Genomic DNA, 18,170 nt, shown 5'->3' on the forward strand with positions numbered 1-18,170 from the left:
GGACCGTGAAACGACTCTACGCCGATGATAGTGCGGATTCCCGTGTGAAAGTAGGTAATCGTCAGGCTCCCTAAGCCAAGGACCCCCGCCCGATCAGGCGGGGGTTTTTGCATTGGCCCGGCGGAAATGCACTTGGTCCGGCGAAGCGCTATACAGCATGAGCCTGGAGCGTAGAAAACGTCGTCATGCCGCTAGTCCGACCGACCGAATTCCGATATTTCTCCGCCGCATCCCCCTCGTCAGACCGTGATCCGCAAGATCGGAAAAAATCTGCCCGGAATGGCGCTCGATTCCTGTTCGCCAATCTTTTCAGCTCCCAGCGCCAGATAGAACGGCGCAGCATTGGGATCCGCTTCGATCACGAAGCTTTTGATTCCTCTCGCAGCGGCTTCGGCCCGAACTGATTCCCACAGCGCACGGGCGATGCCCTGGCCCATGTAATCGGGATGAACGAATAACCATCCGGGCGTCGGTCCATCCGAATCCAATGATGCTCGGACCCAGAACCCGATGATCGACTCGCCCGATTCCGCGACGTAACCGATCGCTCCTTCGATCGTCTCCGGCGAAATCGTAAGATCGTTTTGCCACAAGTCGAGCCATTCCTTCGGATAGCCCCAATGCGCCTTCGAAAGGCGCGCCAATTGCGTGAGTTCGTCCGCGTCCGCGGCACGCGCAGGACGCACGGTAAATAGCTCGTTCATTTAGACTCTCGTCATGGCCGATACCACCATGGTCGGCGATTTCATCAGTGCATCATCCGGATCGCGGCGTCTCACCGCTCGATCGACAGCCGGGCCGCTCACAGCAGCATTGCTTGCCGCGGCTCATCCGCACACGCTCGGCGCAGCTACATGACCTGCGATGCATGCCCGGCGATGACGCGCCAGTTGGCGCCCGATCGACGCCACAGGCGCGTATAGGCAAACGTGCCGGCGAATGCCGTGCCATCGAAATGACCGGCGAGGGTCGCGCGTGTCGTGGTCAGGATCATCCCGTCGATCGCGCATGCGCGCATTTCGTGAACGTCGAGTGTGTCGAGACGCAGAAGCTTCGCGCGATGCGCGGCCAGATCGTCCTCTTTCGAGATGACCTGGCCGGTCGGGACTGTAAACACCAGATCGTCGTCGAGCAGCGCGTCGAGCACGTCGACATCGTTGGCCAGCATCGCGGCGCGCAGCGCGGTTTCGCTGGGTTCGATGACGGTACGGATTGCATCCATGTCAGGCCTCGCATCATTTCGGAAGGGAAGCGGTACGGCGACGACGAACGCAGCCTACCGCGCATTCGACAACGACTGACGCCGGATGAGCATCACCAGGCAGATGCCGATCGACGCGATGAGGTTGACGGCCGGATAGAACGCGACCGCGACACTCCACGTGCTCAGCGCCAGCAACGCCAGCGCGTACTTGAGTACGCACAGCGCGAAATAGGCGAGGCTCTCGCTCCACGGATCGCGGATCGTCTTGCGCACGGTCGGGCCGAGGCCGGCAAGCTCGATCAGCGTACCCAGGCAGATCGACACAGTCGGATCGTCGGTCAGCATCCACAGCGGAATGGCCGATAGCGCCGCGCACAGGAATAACCAGTCGAGGCCCGTCCAGCCGCGCTCGCCGCGAAACAGGCTGGCGATCAGCGTCAGAAAGCATGTGATGGCAATCGCTGCCGTGCACCATGCGGACGGTCCCGCGCCCGCGACGAACTGGCCGGCGGCCGCGATCGCCGTGACGACCGACCACACGAGCCACGTGAACAGATGCGGGCGGACGGTGCACCGGTAGATCGCGAGCGCGTAAGGAATCGCTGCCAGCAACGACACGGCCGTTCCGATCGCGCCGAAGATCGAAGCGGCGCTCTCAGCGGTATTCACCATCGACGCAACCTCGTTCGGACGGGCCGACCAGTATGTGGTCTGACGGAACGGGGTGCAACGTCATGCCACGCTCCGTGGTGCGGTGAGCGCTACGCAGAATCCCACCGGAACGCAAGGGGCGGCCACGTGCTGAAGACGCTCGAGAACTGCCTCGGCGAGCAGACCTTGCACAAGGGGCTGGAGGCAGAGCCGGGCGTATCGACGGCACACGACGAGACGCTCGCGTCCATCGGCATTCACGACTCCGCTTCCGCCGCATGCACGTCGCGCCGATAGGCGCCGGGGCTCGTGCCCGTCCATTTCCGGAACGCGCGATGAAACGCGCTCGGCTCGGTGAAGCCGAGCTCGGCCGCGATCTCCGCGACGCTCAGCGTGTGCCCGCGCAGCAGCGACTGTGCGAGCGCGCCGCGCAACTCGTCCTTGATCGCCGCGAAGCTTTGCCCTTCGCTGCGCAAACGCCGTCGCAGCGTCGCCGGTGTCGTGTCGAGGTACACGGCCAGCGTGTCGAAGTCGGGCCACTCGGCGGCCGGCCGCGCCTTCAGGTGCGCGCGTGTCTTCGCGACCCAGCCCGTGTCGTGCCGGTAGCGCACGAGCAGATTGCCGGGCGCGCCGCGCAGGAAGGTCTTCAGCGCCTGCTCCGAGCGGATCGTCGGCAGCGCGAGGTAGGCGGCATTGAACGCGAGCCGGCTGTCGGGCCGATCGAAATGCACGGGCACGCCGAAGAACTGGTGATAGTCGCTGCGCTGACCGGGGCTCGGGCACGCGAAATCGATGCGCTGCAGCGGGATGCGCCGGCCGATCAGCCAGCACGCGACGCCGAGCAGGATCAGCCAGAACGTCCGGTACGCAAACGCCGGGTACGGCGCGCCCGATTGCGCCAGCACGATCTGCGCCTGCCCGTCCGCCACGACGAGTTCGCCGTGCGGCTCGTCGAGCACGACCCGCAGGAACTGCAGCGCGCGCCGCAGCGCCTTGTCGAGCGTGCCGGCATGCAGCACTGCATGGCACAGCAGCGTGAAACTGCCGCGCCGCATCGGGCGCGCGGCGAGCCCGAAAAATTCGTCATCGAGCGCGCCGGCAATCGCCAGCCACAGCCGGCCGTACTGTTGCGGCGTGACGGGCTCGCGCACGGCGGCCGGCAGCCCGGCGGCGCGAAGCACGGGCGCGGTCGGCAGACCATGCCGGCGCAGGCACGCGAGCGCATCGTCGACGAAATCCGGCGAAATCATCTGCGGCCCCATTTTCCCGCGTCCTCCCGACATGGCAAAAGCGATCACGATTCTAGATTCCGTTTGTCATTGATTGCAATGTAGCGGCTGTCTACTATCGATGTATCCCCGTCGCGCCCTGGCTCGACGGCGGCCATAACGAACAGGAGACGCGCATGCCCGAAGGAGCTACCGCCCGGCCGGTGCCGGCCTATGCCGACGCCGTGGCCCAGTTCAGTATCGAGACCGCCGCCGCGCAACTGAGCGGCGATCTGGAGCGCGGCCTGAACGCGTGTGTCGAATGCTGCGACCGCCACGCGAAGGCGGACGCGATCGCGCTCGACTGGATCGACGCCGCCGGGCAGCACCACCGCTTCACGTTCGCGCAGATGCAGGCGTTGTCGGCCCGGGTCGCGAACCTGCTCGTCGCCCAGGGCGTGAAGCCGGGCGACGTGGTGGCCGGCCTGCTGCCGCGCACGCCGGAGCTCGTCGCGACGATCCTCGGCACGTGGCGCGCGGGCGCCGTGTACCAGCCGCTGTTCACGGCGTTCGGCCCGAAGGCGATCGAGCATCGGCTGCGCATGAGCGGCGCGCGGCTCGTCGTGACCAACGTCGCGAATCGCACGAAGCTCGACGAAATCGCCGATTGCCCGCCGGTGGCGACGGTGCGCGAAGCGAGCGACACGCTACCGGACGGCGACATCGATTTCCGGGCGGCGCTCGATGTGCAGCCCGATAGATTCGAGCCTGTGCTGCGCAAGGGGTCGGACCTGTTCATGATGATGTCGACGTCGGGCACGACAGGCCTGCCGAAGGGCGTGCCGGTGCCGCTGTATGCGTTGCTCGCGTTCGGCGCGTACATGCGCGAAGCGGTCGACCTGCGCGCCGCCGACCGGTTCTGGAATATCGCCGATCCGGGCTGGGCGTACGGCCTCTATTACGCGATCACGGGCCCGTTGCTGCTCGGTCATGCAACGACGCTCTACGAGGGCGGCTTCACGGTCGAGAGCACGTACGACGTGATCGAACGGCTCGGCATCACGAGCCTCGCGGGTTCGCCTACCGCGTACCGGATGCTGATGGCGGCCGGGACGGAAGCGGCCGCGCGCGTGAAGGGACAACTACGGGTGGTGAGCAGCGCGGGAGAACCGCTGAATCCGGAAGTCGTGCGCTGGTTCCACGCGGCGCTCGGCGCGCCGATCCACGATCACTACGGCCAGACCGAACTCGGCATGGTCGTGAACAACCATCACGGCCTCACGCATGTCGTGCACGTCGGTTCGGCCGGCCTCGCGCTGCCCGGCTATCGTGTCGCGGTGCTCGACGAAGCCGGCCGCGAGCTCGGCCCCGGCGAGCCGGGCACCCTCGCGATCGACATCGCGCACTCGCCGCTGCTGTGGTTCTCCGGCTACTGGCAGCAGGACACGCCGGCGATCTCCGGCGGCTACTACCGGACCGGCGACAACGTCGAGCTGGAGCCGGACGGCACCGTGAGCTTCATCGGGCGCTCGGACGACGTGATCACATCGTCGGGTTACCGGATCGGCCCGTTCGACGTGGAAAGCGCGCTGATCGAGCATCCGGCGGTCAGCGAGGCTGCCGTGATCGGCGTACCCGACCCTGAGCGCACTGAAATCGTGAAGGCGTTCGTCGTCCTGTCGAAAGGGTTCGACGGCACGCCGGAACTGGCCGAGGAATTGAGTCTGCACGTGAAGCGGCGGCTGTCCGCTCACGCTTATCCGCGCGCGATCGACTTCGTCGACGCGCTGCCGAAAACCCCGAGCGGCAAGATCCAGCGCTTCGTGTTGCGCAAGATGGAAGCCGAGAAGGCCGCTCAACGCTGATTATGGACTGCGAATGAATATCAAGGATCGCGTTTTTCTGATTACGGGCGCAGGTTCCGGCCTCGGCGCCGCGGTGGCGCGCATGGTCGTCGCGCAAGGCGGCAAGGCCGTGCTGCTGGATGTCAACGAAGAAGCGGGCGCGAGCCTCGCGAACGAACTCGGCGAGGCCGCGCGGTTCGTGAAGACCGACGTGACGAGCGAAGCCGACGGTCAGGCGGCGGTCGCCACCGCGCGCGACGCGTTCGGCCGTGTCGACGTGCTCGTCAATTGCGCGGGCGTCGCACCGGGCGAGAAGGTCGTGGGCCGCGACGGCCCGCATTCGCTCGACCGCTTCGCGCGCGCGGTGTCGATCAATCTGGTCGGCACGTTCAACATGATCCGGCTGGCGGCCGAAGCGATGTCGAAGCAGGACGCCGACGCGGAAGGCGAGCGCGGCGTGATCGTCAATACGGCATCGGTCGCGGCGTTCGACGGGCAGATCGGACAGGCCGCGTATGCGGCGTCGAAGAGCGGCGTGGTGGGCATGACGCTGCCGATCGCACGCGAGCTCGCGCGCTTCGGTATTCGCGTCGTGACGGTCGCGCCCGGCATCTTCGCGACGCCGATGATGGCCGGCATGCCGCAGGACGTGCAGGACGCGCTCGGCAAGAGCGTGCCGTTCCCGCCGCGGCTTGGCCGCCCGGAAGAATTTGCGGCGCTGGTGCGCCACATCGTCGAGAACACGATGTTGAACGGCGAAGTCATCCGTCTCGATGGCGCGTTGCGGATGGCACCGCGCTGACACTGGAGGAAGCGAATCATGACGACTCAGGATCCGATCGTAATCGTGGGCGCGGCGCGCACGCCGATGGGTGGTTTTCAGGGCGACCTGGCGGCAGCCAGCGCGAGCGACCTCGGCGCGGTGGCGATTCGGGCCGCGCTCGAGCGCGCGAACGTGCCGGCCGAACGCATCGACGAAATCGTGTTCGGCTGCGTGCTGCCGGCCGGCCAGGGCCAGGCGCCCGCGCGACAGGCCGCGCTGAAGGCCGGACTGCCGCTCGCGGCGGGCGCGACCACGGTCAACAAGATGTGCGGTTCGGGGATGAAGGCGGCGATGTTCGCGCACGACCTGCTGCTGGCGGGGTCGGCGGGCGTCGTCGTGGCGGGCGGGATGGAGAGCATGACGAATGCGCCTTACCTGCTGCCGAAGGCGCGCGCGGGCATGCGCATGGGGCATGGGCAAGTGCTGGACCACATGTTCCTCGACGGGCTCGAGGACGCCTATGAAAAGGGCCGCCTGATGGGCACGTTCGCCGAGGATTGCGCGCAGGCCTACCAGTTCACGCGCGAAACGCAGGACGCGTTCGCGATTGCATCGCTCACGCGCGCACAGCGCGCGATCGCGGAAGGGCACTTCGTGTCGGAAATCGCGCCGGTGACCGTGAAGGCCGGCAAGACGGAAAGCGTCGTGTCGATCGACGAGCAGCCGGGCAAGGCGAAACTCGACAAGATTCCGACGCTGAAGCCGGCGTTTCGCGACGGCGGCACGGTGACGGCCGCGAACGCGTCGTCGATCTCGGACGGCGCGGCTGCGCTCGTGATGATGCGCCGCTCGGAAGCCGAGCGCCTCGGCCTCACGCCGAAGGCCGTGATCGTCGGGCATTCGACTTATGCGGACAAGCCCGGCCTGTTCGCGACCGCGCCGATCGGTGCGCTGCGCAAGCTGTCGGAGAAAACCGGCTGGAACCTGCGCGACGTCGACCTGTTCGAGATCAACGAAGCGTTCGCGGTGGTGCCGATGGCCGCGATGCGCGACCTCGACCTGCCGCACGAGAAGGTCAACGTACACGGCGGCGCGTGCGCGCTCGGGCATCCGATCGGCGCATCCGGTGCGCGCGTGATGGTGACGCTGCTGGCCGCGCTCGAAACCTATGGCCTGAAGCGCGGTATCGCATCGCTGTGCATCGGCGGCGGCGAAGCGACGGCCGTCGCGATCGAGCGCATCGCGTAACGCATCGTTCGCACGCAAGCCAGCGCCGACACGGGCGGCGCGTATCGCACGGAACATCCCCGTGTGGTGCGCGCCGCCCGTTTTTATTCGACGGATCGTCGTGTCGCGTTACGACTTCGCATGCGGCGACACCGCGCCGCACGCGCGAATCACGAGTTGCACGACCTGCTCGGTCTTTTCGTCGAACGCCTTCTTCGTGAACGCACGCTTGCCGCTCAGCGCGCGAATCTGCGCATCGAAATCCGCATAGTGCTGCGTGGTCGCCCAGATCAGGTACATCAGCGCATGCGGGTCGATCGGCGCGAGCAGGCCGCGCGCGATCCAGCCTTCGATCACCTTGATGCGCGTGTCGAACCACGGCTTCACGCGTTGCGACAGGATGTCCTGCATGTGCTCCGCGCCGTGGATGATCTCGTTGGCCCAGACCTTCGATCCGAGCGGGCGCCGCTGCGACAGCGCCATTTTCGCGCGCACGTAGCCGCCGATCGCCTCCACCGGATCGTCGCCGGCCTCGAACGAGCCGGCCGCGCGATGCCAGTCCTCGAACAGATCGTCGAGCACGCGGCGGTACAGCGCGAGCTTGGTCGGGAAGTAGTAGTGCACATTCGCCTTCGGCAGGCCGGCGCGCTCCGCGATCATCGCGGTGCTGGCGCCGGCGAGCCCGCGTTCCGCGAATACGGCTTCCGCGCACGCGAGCAGATGCGCTTCGTTGGACTCGCGAATGTGCGCCTTGCGTCGCCGCAAAGGCGCCGGCGTTTCGTCCCGGTCGGTGGCTGCGATTGTCGCCTCGTCATGTCTCATCGTTACCCTCGCGCGGCGGGCATGCCGCGTTGGGCTTCATTCTAGCCGCTGATTCGCGTCGCGCACACGCGCGGAGATGCCGCCGCTCCACGACGATGCTGCGTTGCGATGGCACGTTTCTCGCTCAGGTGCGTCGCGCAAGAAAGACGTTGCGCTGGTCATTTTGATCGTCTAAAACCTGTCCAATCGGACAGGATTTAACGCGTTTCGCGAACCGGCGGAGCATGCACCGCATCCGGGCGGCGTGCCCCGAAACAGGCCTCGCGTGCACCGGCACGGACCGGGCCGACGACATCACCGACCCCACAGGAGCGATACGAATGAACGCAGTATCGGAAACAGTGAAGCGGGCAGCTTTCGACACGTCGATCAAGGTCGACGGCAAGCGGTTGTGGGAGAGCCTGATGGAGGTCGCGAAAATCGGCGCGACACCGAAAGGCGGCGTGTGCCGACTCGCGCTGACCGATCTCGACAAGGCCGGCCGCGACCTGATCGTCGGCTGGGCGAAGGCCGCCGGCTGCACGGTGACGGTCGATACGATGGGCAACGTGTTCATGCGCCGTGCGGGCCGTGTGGCCGACGCGGCGCCGGTCGTCACGGGCTCGCACGCGGATTCGCAGCCGACCGGCGGGCGCTTCGACGGCATCTACGGCGTGCTCGGCGGCCTCGAGGTGATTCGCAGTCTCAACGATCACGGCATCGAGACCGAGCATCCGGTCGAGGTCGTGATCTGGACCAACGAGGAGGGCTCGCGCTTCGCGCCCGCGATGGTCGCGTCGGGCGTGTTCGCGGGCGTGTTTCCGCTCGAATACGGGCTGTCTCGCAAGGACGTCGACGGCAAGACGATCGGCGAGGAACTGGCGCGCATCGGCTATGCGGGCGACGTGCCGTGCGGCGGGCGCAAGCTGCATGCGGCATTCGAGCTGCATATCGAGCAGGGGCCGATTCTCGAAGCGGAATGCAAGACGATCGGCGTCGTGACCGACGCGCAGGGGCAGCGGTGGTACGAGATCACGTTCACCGGCCAGGAAGCGCACGCGGGGCCGACGCCGATGCCGCGCCGCCGCGACGCGTTGCTCGGCGCGTCGCGCGTGGTCGATCTCGTCAACCGGATCGGCCTCGATCATGCGCCGTTCGGTTGCGCGACGGTCGGCATGATGCAGGTCCACCCGAACTCGCGCAACGTGATTCCCGGCCGCGTGTTCTTCACCGTCGATTTCCGTCATCCGGACGACGCCGTGCTCGCGAAGATGGATGCGGCGCTGCGCGACGGCGTCGCGCGCATCGCGGCCGACATCGGGCTCGACACCGAGCTCGAGCAGATTTTCTATTACAAGCCGGTTGCGTTCGATCCCGCATGCGTCGCGGCCGTGCGCGACGCGGCCGATCGCTTCGGCTACTCGCATCGCGACATCGTGTCGGGCGCGGGCCACGACGCGTGCTATCTGGCGCAGGTCGCGCCGACGTCGATGGTGTTCGTGCCCTGCGTCGACGGCATCAGCCACAACGAGATCGAGGACGCGACGCCCGCATGGATCGAGGCTGGCGCGAACGTGCTGCTGCACGCGATGCTGTCGCGCGCGTGCGAGCCGGCGTCATGACGGACCGACCGTAGCAGCCGCGAGGCTGCCTGTCGTTTGAAATTCGCAGGCCTAAGCATGACCGCCCCGACTGTGCATTCGCAGCCGGCGGGGACGGCTTTGTCTCCACCTAGTCGAAGGAACGCGTATGACCACCAAGCCAACCGGCGATATCGCCGCGCATCGCCTGTCGTCCACGCAACTCTCGTGCGAGTTCGCCGATATCGCGCCGCTGCTCGATCCGACTGCCGCGGCGGCCGCCGCGAGCCGCTGCCATTACTGCTACGACGCGCCGTGCGTGAACGCGTGCCCGACGCAGATCGACATCCCGAGCTTCATCCGCAAGATCGGCAACGGCAACCTGAAAGGCGCGGCGATGGACATCCTGTCCGCGAATCCACTCGGCGGGATGTGCGCACGTGTGTGCCCGACGGAGATCCTGTGCGAAGGTGCATGCGTGCGCAACCATCAGGATGCGCAGCCGGTCGCGATCGGCGCGCTGCAGCGGCACGCGACCGACTGGGCGATGCAGACCGGCGCGGTGCAGTTCCGGCGCGCGCCCGAGACGGGCCGCCGGGTGGCGGTGGTCGGCGCGGGGCCGGCCGGGCTCGCGTGCGCGCACCGGCTCGCACTCGCCGGGCACCGCGTCACGCTGTTCGACGCGCGCCCGAAGGCCGGGGGCCTCAACGAATACGGGATCGCCGCATACAAGACCGTCGACGATTTCGCGCAACGCGAAGTCGAGTGGCTGCTGTCGGTGGGCGGCATCACGCTGGAAACGGGCGTGGCGCTCGGACGCGACGTGACGCTCGACGCGCTGCGCGAGCAGCACGACGCGGTATTCCTCGCGATGGGGCTCGGCGGCGTGCGTGCGCTCGCGATCGACGGCGAGCAACTGCGCGGCGTGATGAACGCGGTCGATTTCATCGAGCAGGTGCGGCAGGCCGACGAGCTCGCGAACGTGCCGGTCGGGCGGCGCGTGGTCGTGATCGGCGGCGGCAATACGGCGATCGATGCGGCGGTGCAGAGCCGCAAGCTCGGCGCCGAGCGCGTGACGATGGTGTACCGGCGCGGCGTGGACGCGATGAGCGCGACGTGGGCCGAGCGCGAGTTCGCGCAGAAGAGCGGCGTCACGCTCGTCACGCACGCGAAGCCGGTGCGCATGGCGGGCACGAACGGGCAGGTGACCGGTGTCGAATTCGAGGCCGCATCGGGCGAGCGCTTCACCGTCGACGCGGACATGGTACTGAAGGCGATTGGCCAGACGCTCGTGCCGGACGGTATCGCGGCCATGTTGCTGACCGCGGACGGCACGCGTATCGCGGTGGATGCGGACGGGCGCACGGCACTGCCGGACGTGTGGGCGGGCGGCGACTGCGCGGCGACCGACGGCGTCGATCTCACGGTACAGGCCGTGCAGGACGGCAAGCGCGCGGCCGCGTCGATCGACGCGGCGCTCGCCGCGCACGCCGCGAAGGCGGCCTGAACGCGGCACACCGCCGGCACACCGAACACGATCCCTTCTCACGGAGCCGAACATGGCCGATCTTCGCTGCACCATCGCAGGCATCACCTCGCCGAACCCCTTCTGGCTGGCGTCCGCGCCGCCCACCGACAAGGCCTACAACGTCAATCGCGCCTTCGAGGCGGGCTGGGGCGGTGTCGTCTGGAAGACGCTCGGGCTCGATCCGCACGTCGTCAACGTCAGTTCGCGCTATGGCGCGGTGCAGTGGAACGGCCAGCGCATCGCGGGGCTGAACAACATCGAGTTGATCACCGACCGTCCGCTCGACGTGAACCTGAGAGAAATCGCGCAGGTGAAGCGCGACTGGCCGGACCGTGCGTTGATCGTGTCGCTGATGGTGCCGTGCAACGAGCGCGACTGGAAATGGATCCTGCCGCTCGTCGAGGATACCGGCGCCGATGCGGTCGAACTGAACTTCGGCTGCCCGCACGGGATGAGCGAGCGCGGGATGGGCGCGGCGGTCGGGCAGGTGCCCGAATACGTCGAGATGGTCACGCGCTGGGTGAAGGAAGGCACGAAGCTGCCATGCCTCGTGAAACTCACGCCGAACATCAGCGACATCCGGATGGGATCGCGCGCCGCGTACAAGGGCGGCGCGGACGGCGTGTCGCTGATCAACACGATCAACTCGATCGTCGCGGTCGATCTCGACCAGATGGCGCCGGTGCCGACCGTCGACGGCAAGGGCACGCACGGCGGCTATTGCGGCCCGGCGGTCAAGCCGATCGCGCTGAACATGGTCGCGGAGATCGCACGCGATCTGGAAACGCCGAACCTGCCGATCTCGGGCATCGGCGGCATCTCGTCATGGCGCGACGCGGCCGAGTTCATGGTGCTCGGCGCCGGCAGCGTGCAGGTGTGCACCGCCGCGATGCATTACGGCTTCCGGATCGTGTCGGATCTCGCCGACGGGTTGTCGAACTGGATGGACGAGAAGGGCTACGCGACGCTCGACGACATCCGCGGCCGCGCGGTGCCGAACGTGACCGACTGGAAATACCTGAACCTGAAGTACGACATCAAGGCGCGCATCGACCAGGACCGCTGCATCAAGTGCGGGCTGTGCCATATCGCGTGCGAGGACACGTCGCATCAGGCGATCACGGCGACGAAGGACGGCGTGCGGCATTTCGAAGTGATCGATTCGGAGTGCGTCGGGTGCAATCTTTGCATGCATGTGTGTCCGGTCGAGCAATGCATCACGATGGAGCGCGTCGATTCGGGCGACTACGCGAACTGGACCACGCATCCGAACAATCCGGCGAGCGCGGATGCCGGTGCGAGCGGCGGCCCGGCTGCCGCGCCCGAGAAGCACGCGAAGGCGGCCTGACCGGTGTCCGGTGGCGCGGAAGGTGCCGCGCCGCCGCTTTTCGTTTCCCCGGGCCGGCATCGCACGATGCCGGCGCCGACGTTTTCGTGGAGTGCGATCGATGAAATCCGCAGCGAATCCCGCCGATCCCGACAGCGCCGTGGCGCACGGCGGCAGCCTGTACAACGACGACCTCGCGCCGACGACGCCGGCGCAGCGCACGTGGAAGTGGTACCACTTCGCGGCGCTGTGGGTCGGGATGGTGATGAACATCGCGTCGTACATGCTCGCGGCCGGGCTGATCCAGGAGGGCATGTCGCCGTGGCAGGCGGTGACGACGGTGCTGCTCGGCAACCTGATCGTGCTCGTGCCGATGCTGCTGATCGGCCATGCGGGCGCGAAGCACGGAATTCCGTACGCGGTGCTCGTGCGCGCGTCGTTCGGCACGCAGGGTGCGAAGCTGCCGGCGCTGTTGCGCGCGATCGTCGCCTGCGGCTGGTACGGCATCCAGACCTGGCTCGGCGGCAGCGCGATCTACACGCTGCTGAACATCCTGACCGGCAATGCGCTGCACGGCGCGGCGCTGCCGCTCGTCGGCATCTCGTTCGGGCAGCTCGCGTGCTTCCTCGTGTTCTGGGCGCTGCAGCTGTACTTCATCCTGCACGGCACCGATTCGATCCGCTGGCTCGAAAGCTGGTCCGCGCCGATCAAGGTCGTGATGTGCGTGGCGCTCGTGTGGTGGGCGACGTCGAAGGCGGGCGGGTTCGGCTCGATGCTGTCGGCGCCGTCGCAGTTCGCGGCGGGCGGTAAGAAGGCCGGACTGTTCTGGGCGACCTTCTGGCCGGGCTTGACCGCGATGGTCGGCTTCTGGGCGACGCTCGCGCTGAACATCCCCGATTTCACGCGCTTCGCGCGTTCGCAGCGCGACCAGATGATCGGGCAGTCGATCGGGTTGCCGCTGCCGATGGCGCTGCTGTCGGTGGTGTCGGTCGTCGTGACGTCGGCGACCGTCGTGATCTACGGCAACGCGATCTGGGATCCGATCGACCTGACGAGCCGGATGACCGGCATCGGTGTCGGCATCGCGCTCGTGATCCTCACGCTCGACACGATGTGCTGCAACCTCGCCGCGAATCTCGTCGGTCCTGCATACGATTTTTCGAGCTTGTGGCCGAAGGCGATCTCGTACCGCGCGGGCGGGATGATTACCGCGACGATCGCGATCGTGATGATGCCGTGGAAGATCCTCGCGACGACGGACGGCTATATCTTCACCTGGCTCGTCGGCTATTCGGCGCTGCTCGGGCCGGTCGCGGGCATCCTGATGGTCGACTATTTCCTGATTCGCGGCACGCAGCTCGATACGCGCGCATTGTTCGACGAGGGCGGCGACTTCAGCTACGCGCGCGGCTGGAACCCGGCCGCGCTGGTCGCGCTCGCGGTCGGCGTGCTGCCGAACCTGCCGGGCTTCCTGCATACGGCGTTTCCGGCGTCGTTCCCGAACGTGCCGGCGTTCTTCAACACGCTTTACACGTACGCGTGGTTCGTCGGCCTCGTGCTGGCGTCCGGCGTGTACGGCACCTGGATGAAGCGGCGCGCCGGACAGCGCGCGCAGATCGCGAGCGCATGACGCGCGAGCCGGAGGCGACTCGCGCGCGGCATGCGGCACCCGACAGTCAACGAGGAGGCAACGAAATGGCAATCCTGATTCGTGGCGGCACCGTGGTCGATGCGGACCGTTCCTATCGTGCGGACGTACTCTGCGCGGACCCGCAGGACGGCGGCACGATCCTGCAGATTGCAGAGCGGATCGACGCGCCGGCCGGCGCGACCGTCGTGGACGCGCACGACCAGTACGTGATGCCGGGCGGCATCGATCCGCATACGCACATGGAACTGCCGTTCATGGGCACGACCGCGAGCGACGATTTCTACTCGGGCACCGCTGCCGGGCTGTCGGGCGGCACGACGAGCATCATCGACTTCGTGATTCCGAGCCCGAAGCAGCCGCTGATGGATGCATTCCGCGAATGGCGCGGCTGGGCCGAGAAATCGGCGTCCGACTACGGCTTTCACGTCGCCGTGACGTGGTGGGACGACAGCGTGCACCGCGACATGGGCACGCTCGTGCGCGAGCACGGCGTGTCGAGCTTCAAGCATTTCATGGCGTACAAGAACGCGATCATGGCCGACGACGAGATTCTCGTGAACAGCTTCACGCGTTCGCTCGAACTCGGTGCGCTGCCGACCGTGCATGCGGAGAACGGCGAACTCGTGTTCCAACTGCAAAAGGCGCTGCTCGCGCGCGGCATGACGGGCCCGGAGGCGCATCCGTTGTCACGGCCGCCGGAGGTGGAGGGCGAAGCCGCGAACCGTGCGATCCGTATCGCGCAGGTGCTCGGCGTGCCCGTGTATATCGTGCACGTGTCGGCGAAGGATGCAGTGGATGTGATCACGCGCGCGCGCAGCGAAGGGCTGCGCGTGTTCGGCGAAGTGTTGCCGGGCCACCTCGTGATCGACGAGGCCGTCTATCGCGATCCGGACTGGACGCGTGCGGCGGCCCACGTGATGAGTCCGCCGTTTCGCTCGGCGGAGCATCGCGAGGCGCTGTGGCGCGGGCTGCAGTCGGGGCAGCTGCATACGACGGCGACCGACCACTGCGTATTCTGCGCGTCGCAGAAGGCGATGGGCCGCAACGATTTCACGAAGATCCCGAACGGCTGCGGCGGCGTCGAGGATCGCATGTCGGTGCTGTGGCATCACGGCGTGAATCATGGCCGAATCACGCCGAACGAGTTTGTGCGGATCACGTCGACGAACGCTGCACAGATCTTCAACCTGTATCCGCGCAAGGGCGCCGTGCAGGTCGGCGCCGATGCCGACCTCGTCGTGTGGGACCCGGCCGCGACGAAGACGATCTCGGTGAAGACGCATCACCAGCAGGTCGACTTCAACGTGTTCGAGGGGATGACCGTGCAGGGCGTCGCGACGCACACGCTCACGCGCGGTGCGCTCGCGTGGGCCGACGGCGAATTGCGCGCGGTGCGCGGCGCGGGCCGCTACCTGAAGCGCCCGCCGGCGGCAGGCTACTACGAGGCGGCGCGGATCGCGAACCGTCTGCGCGAACCGCATCCGGTCGAGCGCGCGGGTTGAACGACGCATGCCGTGCGGGGCGTATCCGTTCGGACGGCACGCCCCGCGCGTGTTCCGGATGGGTAGGTAGAACAACTGATCAAGCGGCCGGAGCGCGAAAAAAGAAACGATCGATGCCATTGATCGCGGCGATTTTGGCGACGTTGCCGGCGCGCATATCGAACGAGTAACATCCACCAACCCGATCACGCGGGTCGCGGGCACGGGCCGCCCGCCGGACAGTTCAAATAGTGAGAAAGGAGCACAAGGTGGATATTCTGCGCAGTCTCCTCGGTATGCTGTTTCTGTTGCTGGTCGCGTATCTGCTGTCGAACAACCGCCGCGCGGTCAGCGCGCGAACCATGATCGCCGCGTTGCTCACGCAGTTCGCGATCGGTGCGCTGGTGCTGTTCGTGCCGTCGGGGCGAGCGGCGCTGGCCGCGGCCGCGAACGGCGTCAATCGCGTGCTCGACATGGGCAATCACGGCATCGCGTTCGTGTTCGGCGGGCTGGTGGACGCACGGATGTTCCAGTTGTTCGGCGACGGCGGGTTCGTGTTCGGCCTGCGCGTGCTGCCGATGATCATCTTCGTCACCGCGCTGATCTCGGTGCTGTACTACATCGGCGTGATGAAGTGGATCGTCGCGATCCTCGGCGCGGGGCTCGCGAAGATACTCGGCGTGAGCCGCATCGAGGCGTGCTCGGCCGTCGCGACGATCTTCCTCGGGCAGAGCGAGATGCCCGCGCTCGTGAAGCCGTTCGTGCGCAACATGACGAGCGCCGAGATCTTCACGGTGATGGCGAGCGGCATGGCGTCGGTCGCGGGCTCGGTGCTGGTCGGCTACGCCGGCCTCGGCGTGAAGATGGAGTACCTGCTCGCCGCATCGTTCATGGCGGTGCCGGGCGGGCTGCTGTTCGGCAAGCTGCTGTTTCCGACCGTCGAGCCGAGCCGCGTGGTGGTCGATGGGCTCGATTTCGACGACAAGCGGGCCGCCAACGTGATCGAGGCGGCCGCATCCGGCGCATCGGTCGGCCTGCGGATCGCGATCAACGTCGGCGCGATGCTGATCGCGTTCGTCGGGCTCATCGCGCTGATGAACCTGATCGTCGGCGGCGCGGCCGCGTTCGCGGGCTTTCCGCAGGTCACGCTGGTCGGCATCATCGGTCACCTGTTCGCGCCGCTCGCGTGGATCATCGGCGTGCCATGGCACGATGCGGCGCTGGCCGGCAACTTCATCGGCGAGAAACTGATCTTCAACGAATTCGTTGCGTACGGCGACCTGTCGCCGTACCTGAAGGGCGATGCGCACGCGGCAGCGGCCGGCCTCCAGGTGCTCGACGCGAAGACGCTCGCGATCGTGTCGTTCGCGCTGTGCGGCTTCGCGAACTTCTCGTCGATCGCGATTCTCGCGGGTGGCTTCAGCGCGGTCGCGCCCGAGCGCCGCTCGGACGTCGCGCGGCTCGGCTTGCGCGCGCTGACGGCCGCGACGCTGTCGAACCTGATGAGCGCGGCGATTGCCGGCCTGTTTTTCTCGCTGCATTGACCCGTGCAGCAGACTCCGATCGATCGAAGCGAGGCAACGATGTTTCTACCGCAGGAATTCATTCGCAGGAAGCGCGACGGGCAGCCGCTCGATCGCGACGGCATGGCCGCGTTCGTGCGCGGCGTGACCGACGGCAGCGTGACCGAAGGCCAGGTGGCCGCGTTCGCGATGGCCGTGTATTTCAACGACCTGAGCACGGACGAACGCGTCGCGCTGACGCTCGCGCAGCGCGATTCGGGCGACGTGCTCGACTGGCGTGCGCTCGATCTCGGCGGGCCGGTGATCGACAAGCATTCGACGGGTGGCGTCGGCGACGTCGTGTCGCTGATGCTCGGGCCGATGGTGGCCGCGTGCGGCGGCTACGTGCCGATGATCTCCGGGCGCGGGCTCGGCCATACCGGCGGTACGCTCGACAAGCTCAGCGCGATTCCCGGTTACGACGTGATGCCCGATACGGACGCGTTTCGCCGCACGGTGCGCGAGGTCGGCGTCGCGATCATCGGGCAGACCGCGCGGCTCGCGCCGGCCGACAAGCGCATCTATGCGATCCGCGACGTGACGGCGACCGTCGAATCGGTCGCGATGATCACCGCGTCGATCCTGTCGAAGAAACTCGCGGCAGGGCTCGACGGGCTCGTGATGGACGTCAAGGTCGGCTCCGGCGCGTTCATGCCGACCGCGGAGAAATCGGCGGAACTGGCGCGCAGCATCGTCGACGTCGGCAACGGCGCCGGCATGAAGACGACCGCGATTCTCACCGACATGAACCAGTCGCTCGCGCCGTGCGCAGGCAACGCGCTCGAGGTGGCGTGCGCGATCGACTACCTGACGGGCAAGTCGCGCCCCGCGCGCTTGCACGACGTGACGATGGCGCTGTCGGCCGAACTGCTCGTCACCGGCGGGCTGGCGCGCGATGCCGCTCACGCGCGCGAGCAGCTCCAGCACGCGCTCGATTCGGGCGCGGCGGCCGAGCGTTTCGCGCGCATGGTCGTCGCGCTCGGCGGCCCCGCCGACCTGATCGACGCGCCGGCACGGCATCTGGCGCGGGCCGCGGTGATCGTGCCGGTTCCGGCGCCCGCGGGCGGCGTGGTGCAGCGCGTCGATTGCCGCGCGCTCGGGCTCGCGGTGGTCGCGCTCGGCGGCGGCCGCACGCGTGCGGAGGACGCGATCGACGTCAGCGTCGGCCTGTCGGCGCTCGCGGAGATCGGGCAGCGTATCGGGGCCGGCGAGCCGCTCGGCTTCGTGCATGCCCGCGACGAAGCAGCCGCGGCCCACGCGGCGGATGCGATTCGCCGCAGCTACGTGCTCGGCGAGACCGGCGAAGCGCCGCCGACCCTTTACCGGCAGATCGGCTGACCCTG

15 protein-coding genes are annotated in these 18,170 nt (G+C 67.4%); 10 read left to right on the plus strand and 5 right to left on the minus strand.

The genetic code is table 11. The annotated features are described in order from the left end of the window. Positions 1 to 239 precede the first annotated feature (239 nt). The 4 genes from WS89_RS12065 to WS89_RS12080 form a co-directional block, all read right to left on the minus strand. Positions 240 to 704 carry a GNAT family N-acetyltransferase gene (locus tag WS89_RS12065; RefSeq protein ID WP_059791161.1) on the minus strand — a complete coding sequence of 155 codons (465 nt, stop codon included), beginning with the start codon at positions 702 to 704 and terminating at the stop codon, positions 240 to 242. A gap of 146 nt (positions 705 to 850) precedes the next feature. After that, the gene (locus WS89_RS12070; protein ID WP_059791163.1) at positions 851 to 1,222 is read right to left on the minus strand and encodes a nuclear transport factor 2 family protein; all 372 of its coding nucleotides are present in this window, start codon (positions 1,220 to 1,222) and stop codon (positions 851 to 853) included. Positions 1,223 to 1,276: 54 nt separating this feature from the next. Beyond that, the gene (locus WS89_RS12075; protein ID WP_059791165.1) at positions 1,277 to 1,876 is read right to left on the minus strand and encodes a hypothetical protein; all 600 of its coding nucleotides are present in this window, start codon (positions 1,874 to 1,876) and stop codon (positions 1,277 to 1,279) included. A 236-nt stretch (positions 1,877 to 2,112) separates the two neighbouring features. Beyond that, entirely contained in the window at positions 2,113 to 3,117 is a 1,005-nt protein-coding gene (locus WS89_RS12080; protein WP_059791167.1) for an AraC family transcriptional regulator, read from the minus strand. 143 nt (positions 3,118 to 3,260) lie between these two features. On the opposite strand from WS89_RS12080, the gene WS89_RS12085 reads away from it, so the two are divergent. Genes WS89_RS12085 through WS89_RS12095 form a run of 3 tightly spaced genes read left to right on the plus strand, consistent with a single transcriptional unit; the run spans position 3,261 to position 6,918 of the window. Beyond that, the gene (locus WS89_RS12085) at positions 3,261 to 4,928 is read left to right on the plus strand and encodes an acyl-CoA synthetase (protein ID WP_059791170.1); all 1,668 of its coding nucleotides are present in this window, start codon (positions 3,261 to 3,263) and stop codon (positions 4,926 to 4,928) included. A 13-nt stretch (positions 4,929 to 4,941) separates the two neighbouring features. Beyond that, a complete protein-coding gene (locus WS89_RS12090; protein ID WP_059791172.1) occupies positions 4,942 to 5,709 on the plus strand; it encodes a 3-hydroxyacyl-CoA dehydrogenase in 768 nt (255 codons plus the stop codon). Positions 5,710 to 5,727: 18 nt separating this feature from the next. Beyond that, the gene (locus WS89_RS12095) at positions 5,728 to 6,918 is read left to right on the plus strand and encodes an acetyl-CoA C-acetyltransferase (RefSeq protein ID WP_059791173.1); all 1,191 of its coding nucleotides are present in this window, start codon (positions 5,728 to 5,730) and stop codon (positions 6,916 to 6,918) included. Positions 6,919 to 7,026: 108 nt separating this feature from the next. On the opposite strand, the gene WS89_RS12100 is transcribed toward WS89_RS12095, so the two are convergent. Further along, on the minus strand, positions 7,027 to 7,719 hold the full coding sequence (locus tag WS89_RS12100; protein ID WP_059500113.1) for a TetR/AcrR family transcriptional regulator: 693 nt from the start codon (positions 7,717 to 7,719) through the stop codon (positions 7,027 to 7,029). Positions 7,720 to 8,039: 320 nt separating this feature from the next. Here WS89_RS12100 and WS89_RS12105 point away from each other — a divergent pair, with 320 nt between their 5' ends. The 7 genes from WS89_RS12105 to deoA all read left to right on the plus strand — a co-directional run bounded on the left by WS89_RS12105 (position 8,040) and on the right by deoA (position 18,165). Beyond that, positions 8,040 to 9,320, plus strand: a complete 1,281-nt coding sequence (locus WS89_RS12105; protein ID WP_034209427.1) for a Zn-dependent hydrolase — start codon at positions 8,040 to 8,042, stop codon at positions 9,318 to 9,320. Positions 9,321 to 9,447: 127 nt separating this feature from the next. Then, the gene (locus WS89_RS12110) at positions 9,448 to 10,785 is read left to right on the plus strand and encodes an NAD(P)-dependent oxidoreductase (protein WP_059791176.1); all 1,338 of its coding nucleotides are present in this window, start codon (positions 9,448 to 9,450) and stop codon (positions 10,783 to 10,785) included. A 52-nt stretch (positions 10,786 to 10,837) separates the two neighbouring features. Continuing rightward, on the plus strand, positions 10,838 to 12,154 hold the full coding sequence (preA, locus tag WS89_RS12115) for an NAD-dependent dihydropyrimidine dehydrogenase subunit PreA (RefSeq protein WP_059791178.1): 1,317 nt from the start codon (positions 10,838 to 10,840) through the stop codon (positions 12,152 to 12,154). 100 nt (positions 12,155 to 12,254) lie between these two features. After that, the gene (locus WS89_RS12120) at positions 12,255 to 13,763 is read left to right on the plus strand and encodes an NCS1 family nucleobase:cation symporter-1 (protein WP_059500110.1); all 1,509 of its coding nucleotides are present in this window, start codon (positions 12,255 to 12,257) and stop codon (positions 13,761 to 13,763) included. A gap of 65 nt (positions 13,764 to 13,828) precedes the next feature. Beyond that, positions 13,829 to 15,286 carry a dihydropyrimidinase gene (hydA, locus tag WS89_RS12125; RefSeq protein ID WP_059791180.1) on the plus strand — a complete coding sequence of 486 codons (1,458 nt, stop codon included), beginning with the start codon at positions 13,829 to 13,831 and terminating at the stop codon, positions 15,284 to 15,286. 248 nt (positions 15,287 to 15,534) lie between these two features. Then, positions 15,535 to 16,809 (plus strand): NupC/NupG family nucleoside CNT transporter, encoded by a 1,275-nt coding sequence (locus WS89_RS12130; RefSeq protein WP_059791181.1) that lies wholly within the window; start codon positions 15,535 to 15,537, stop codon positions 16,807 to 16,809. A 39-nt stretch (positions 16,810 to 16,848) separates the two neighbouring features. Next, the gene (gene deoA / locus WS89_RS12135; RefSeq protein WP_059500107.1) at positions 16,849 to 18,165 is read left to right on the plus strand and encodes a thymidine phosphorylase; all 1,317 of its coding nucleotides are present in this window, start codon (positions 16,849 to 16,851) and stop codon (positions 18,163 to 18,165) included. The last annotated feature ends 5 nt before the right edge of the window (positions 18,166 to 18,170 follow it).

This window comes from Burkholderia sp. MSMB1072, assembly GCF_001524725.1.
In the GTDB taxonomy this organism is placed as follows: Bacteria; Pseudomonadota; Gammaproteobacteria; order Burkholderiales; family Burkholderiaceae; genus Burkholderia.

Bases quoted from the DNA above. Each gene is read 5' to 3' on its own strand.
- WS89_RS12110 (WP_059791176.1), top strand. From the start codon at position 9,448: ATGACCACCAAGCCAACCGGCGATATCGCCGCGCATCGCCTGTCGTCC.
- WS89_RS12095 (WP_059791173.1), top strand. From the start codon at position 5,728: ATGACGACTCAGGATCCGATCGTAATCGTGGGCGCGGCGCGCACGCCG.
- WS89_RS12090 (WP_059791172.1), top strand. From the start codon at position 4,942: ATGAATATCAAGGATCGCGTTTTTCTGATTACGGGCGCAGGTTCCGGC.
- WS89_RS12120 (WP_059500110.1), top strand. From the start codon at position 12,255: ATGAAATCCGCAGCGAATCCCGCCGATCCCGACAGCGCCGTGGCGCAC.
- WS89_RS12080 (WP_059791167.1), bottom strand. From the start codon at position 3,117: ATGGGGCCGCAGATGATTTCGCCGGATTTCGTCGACGATGCGCTCGCG.
- WS89_RS12105 (WP_034209427.1), top strand. From the start codon at position 8,040: ATGAACGCAGTATCGGAAACAGTGAAGCGGGCAGCTTTCGACACGTCG.
- deoA (WP_059500107.1), top strand. From the start codon at position 16,849: ATGTTTCTACCGCAGGAATTCATTCGCAGGAAGCGCGACGGGCAGCCG.
- WS89_RS12100 (WP_059500113.1), bottom strand. From the start codon at position 7,719: ATGAGACATGACGAGGCGACAATCGCAGCCACCGACCGGGACGAAACG.
- WS89_RS12085 (WP_059791170.1), top strand. From the start codon at position 3,261: ATGCCCGAAGGAGCTACCGCCCGGCCGGTGCCGGCCTATGCCGACGCC.
- WS89_RS12075 (WP_059791165.1), bottom strand. From the start codon at position 1,876: ATGGTGAATACCGCTGAGAGCGCCGCTTCGATCTTCGGCGCGATCGGA.
- preA (WP_059791178.1), top strand. From the start codon at position 10,838: ATGGCCGATCTTCGCTGCACCATCGCAGGCATCACCTCGCCGAACCCC.
- WS89_RS12070 (WP_059791163.1), bottom strand. From the start codon at position 1,222: ATGGATGCAATCCGTACCGTCATCGAACCCAGCGAAACCGCGCTGCGC.
- hydA (WP_059791180.1), top strand. From the start codon at position 13,829: ATGGCAATCCTGATTCGTGGCGGCACCGTGGTCGATGCGGACCGTTCC.
- WS89_RS12065 (WP_059791161.1), bottom strand. From the start codon at position 704: ATGAACGAGCTATTTACCGTGCGTCCTGCGCGTGCCGCGGACGCGGAC.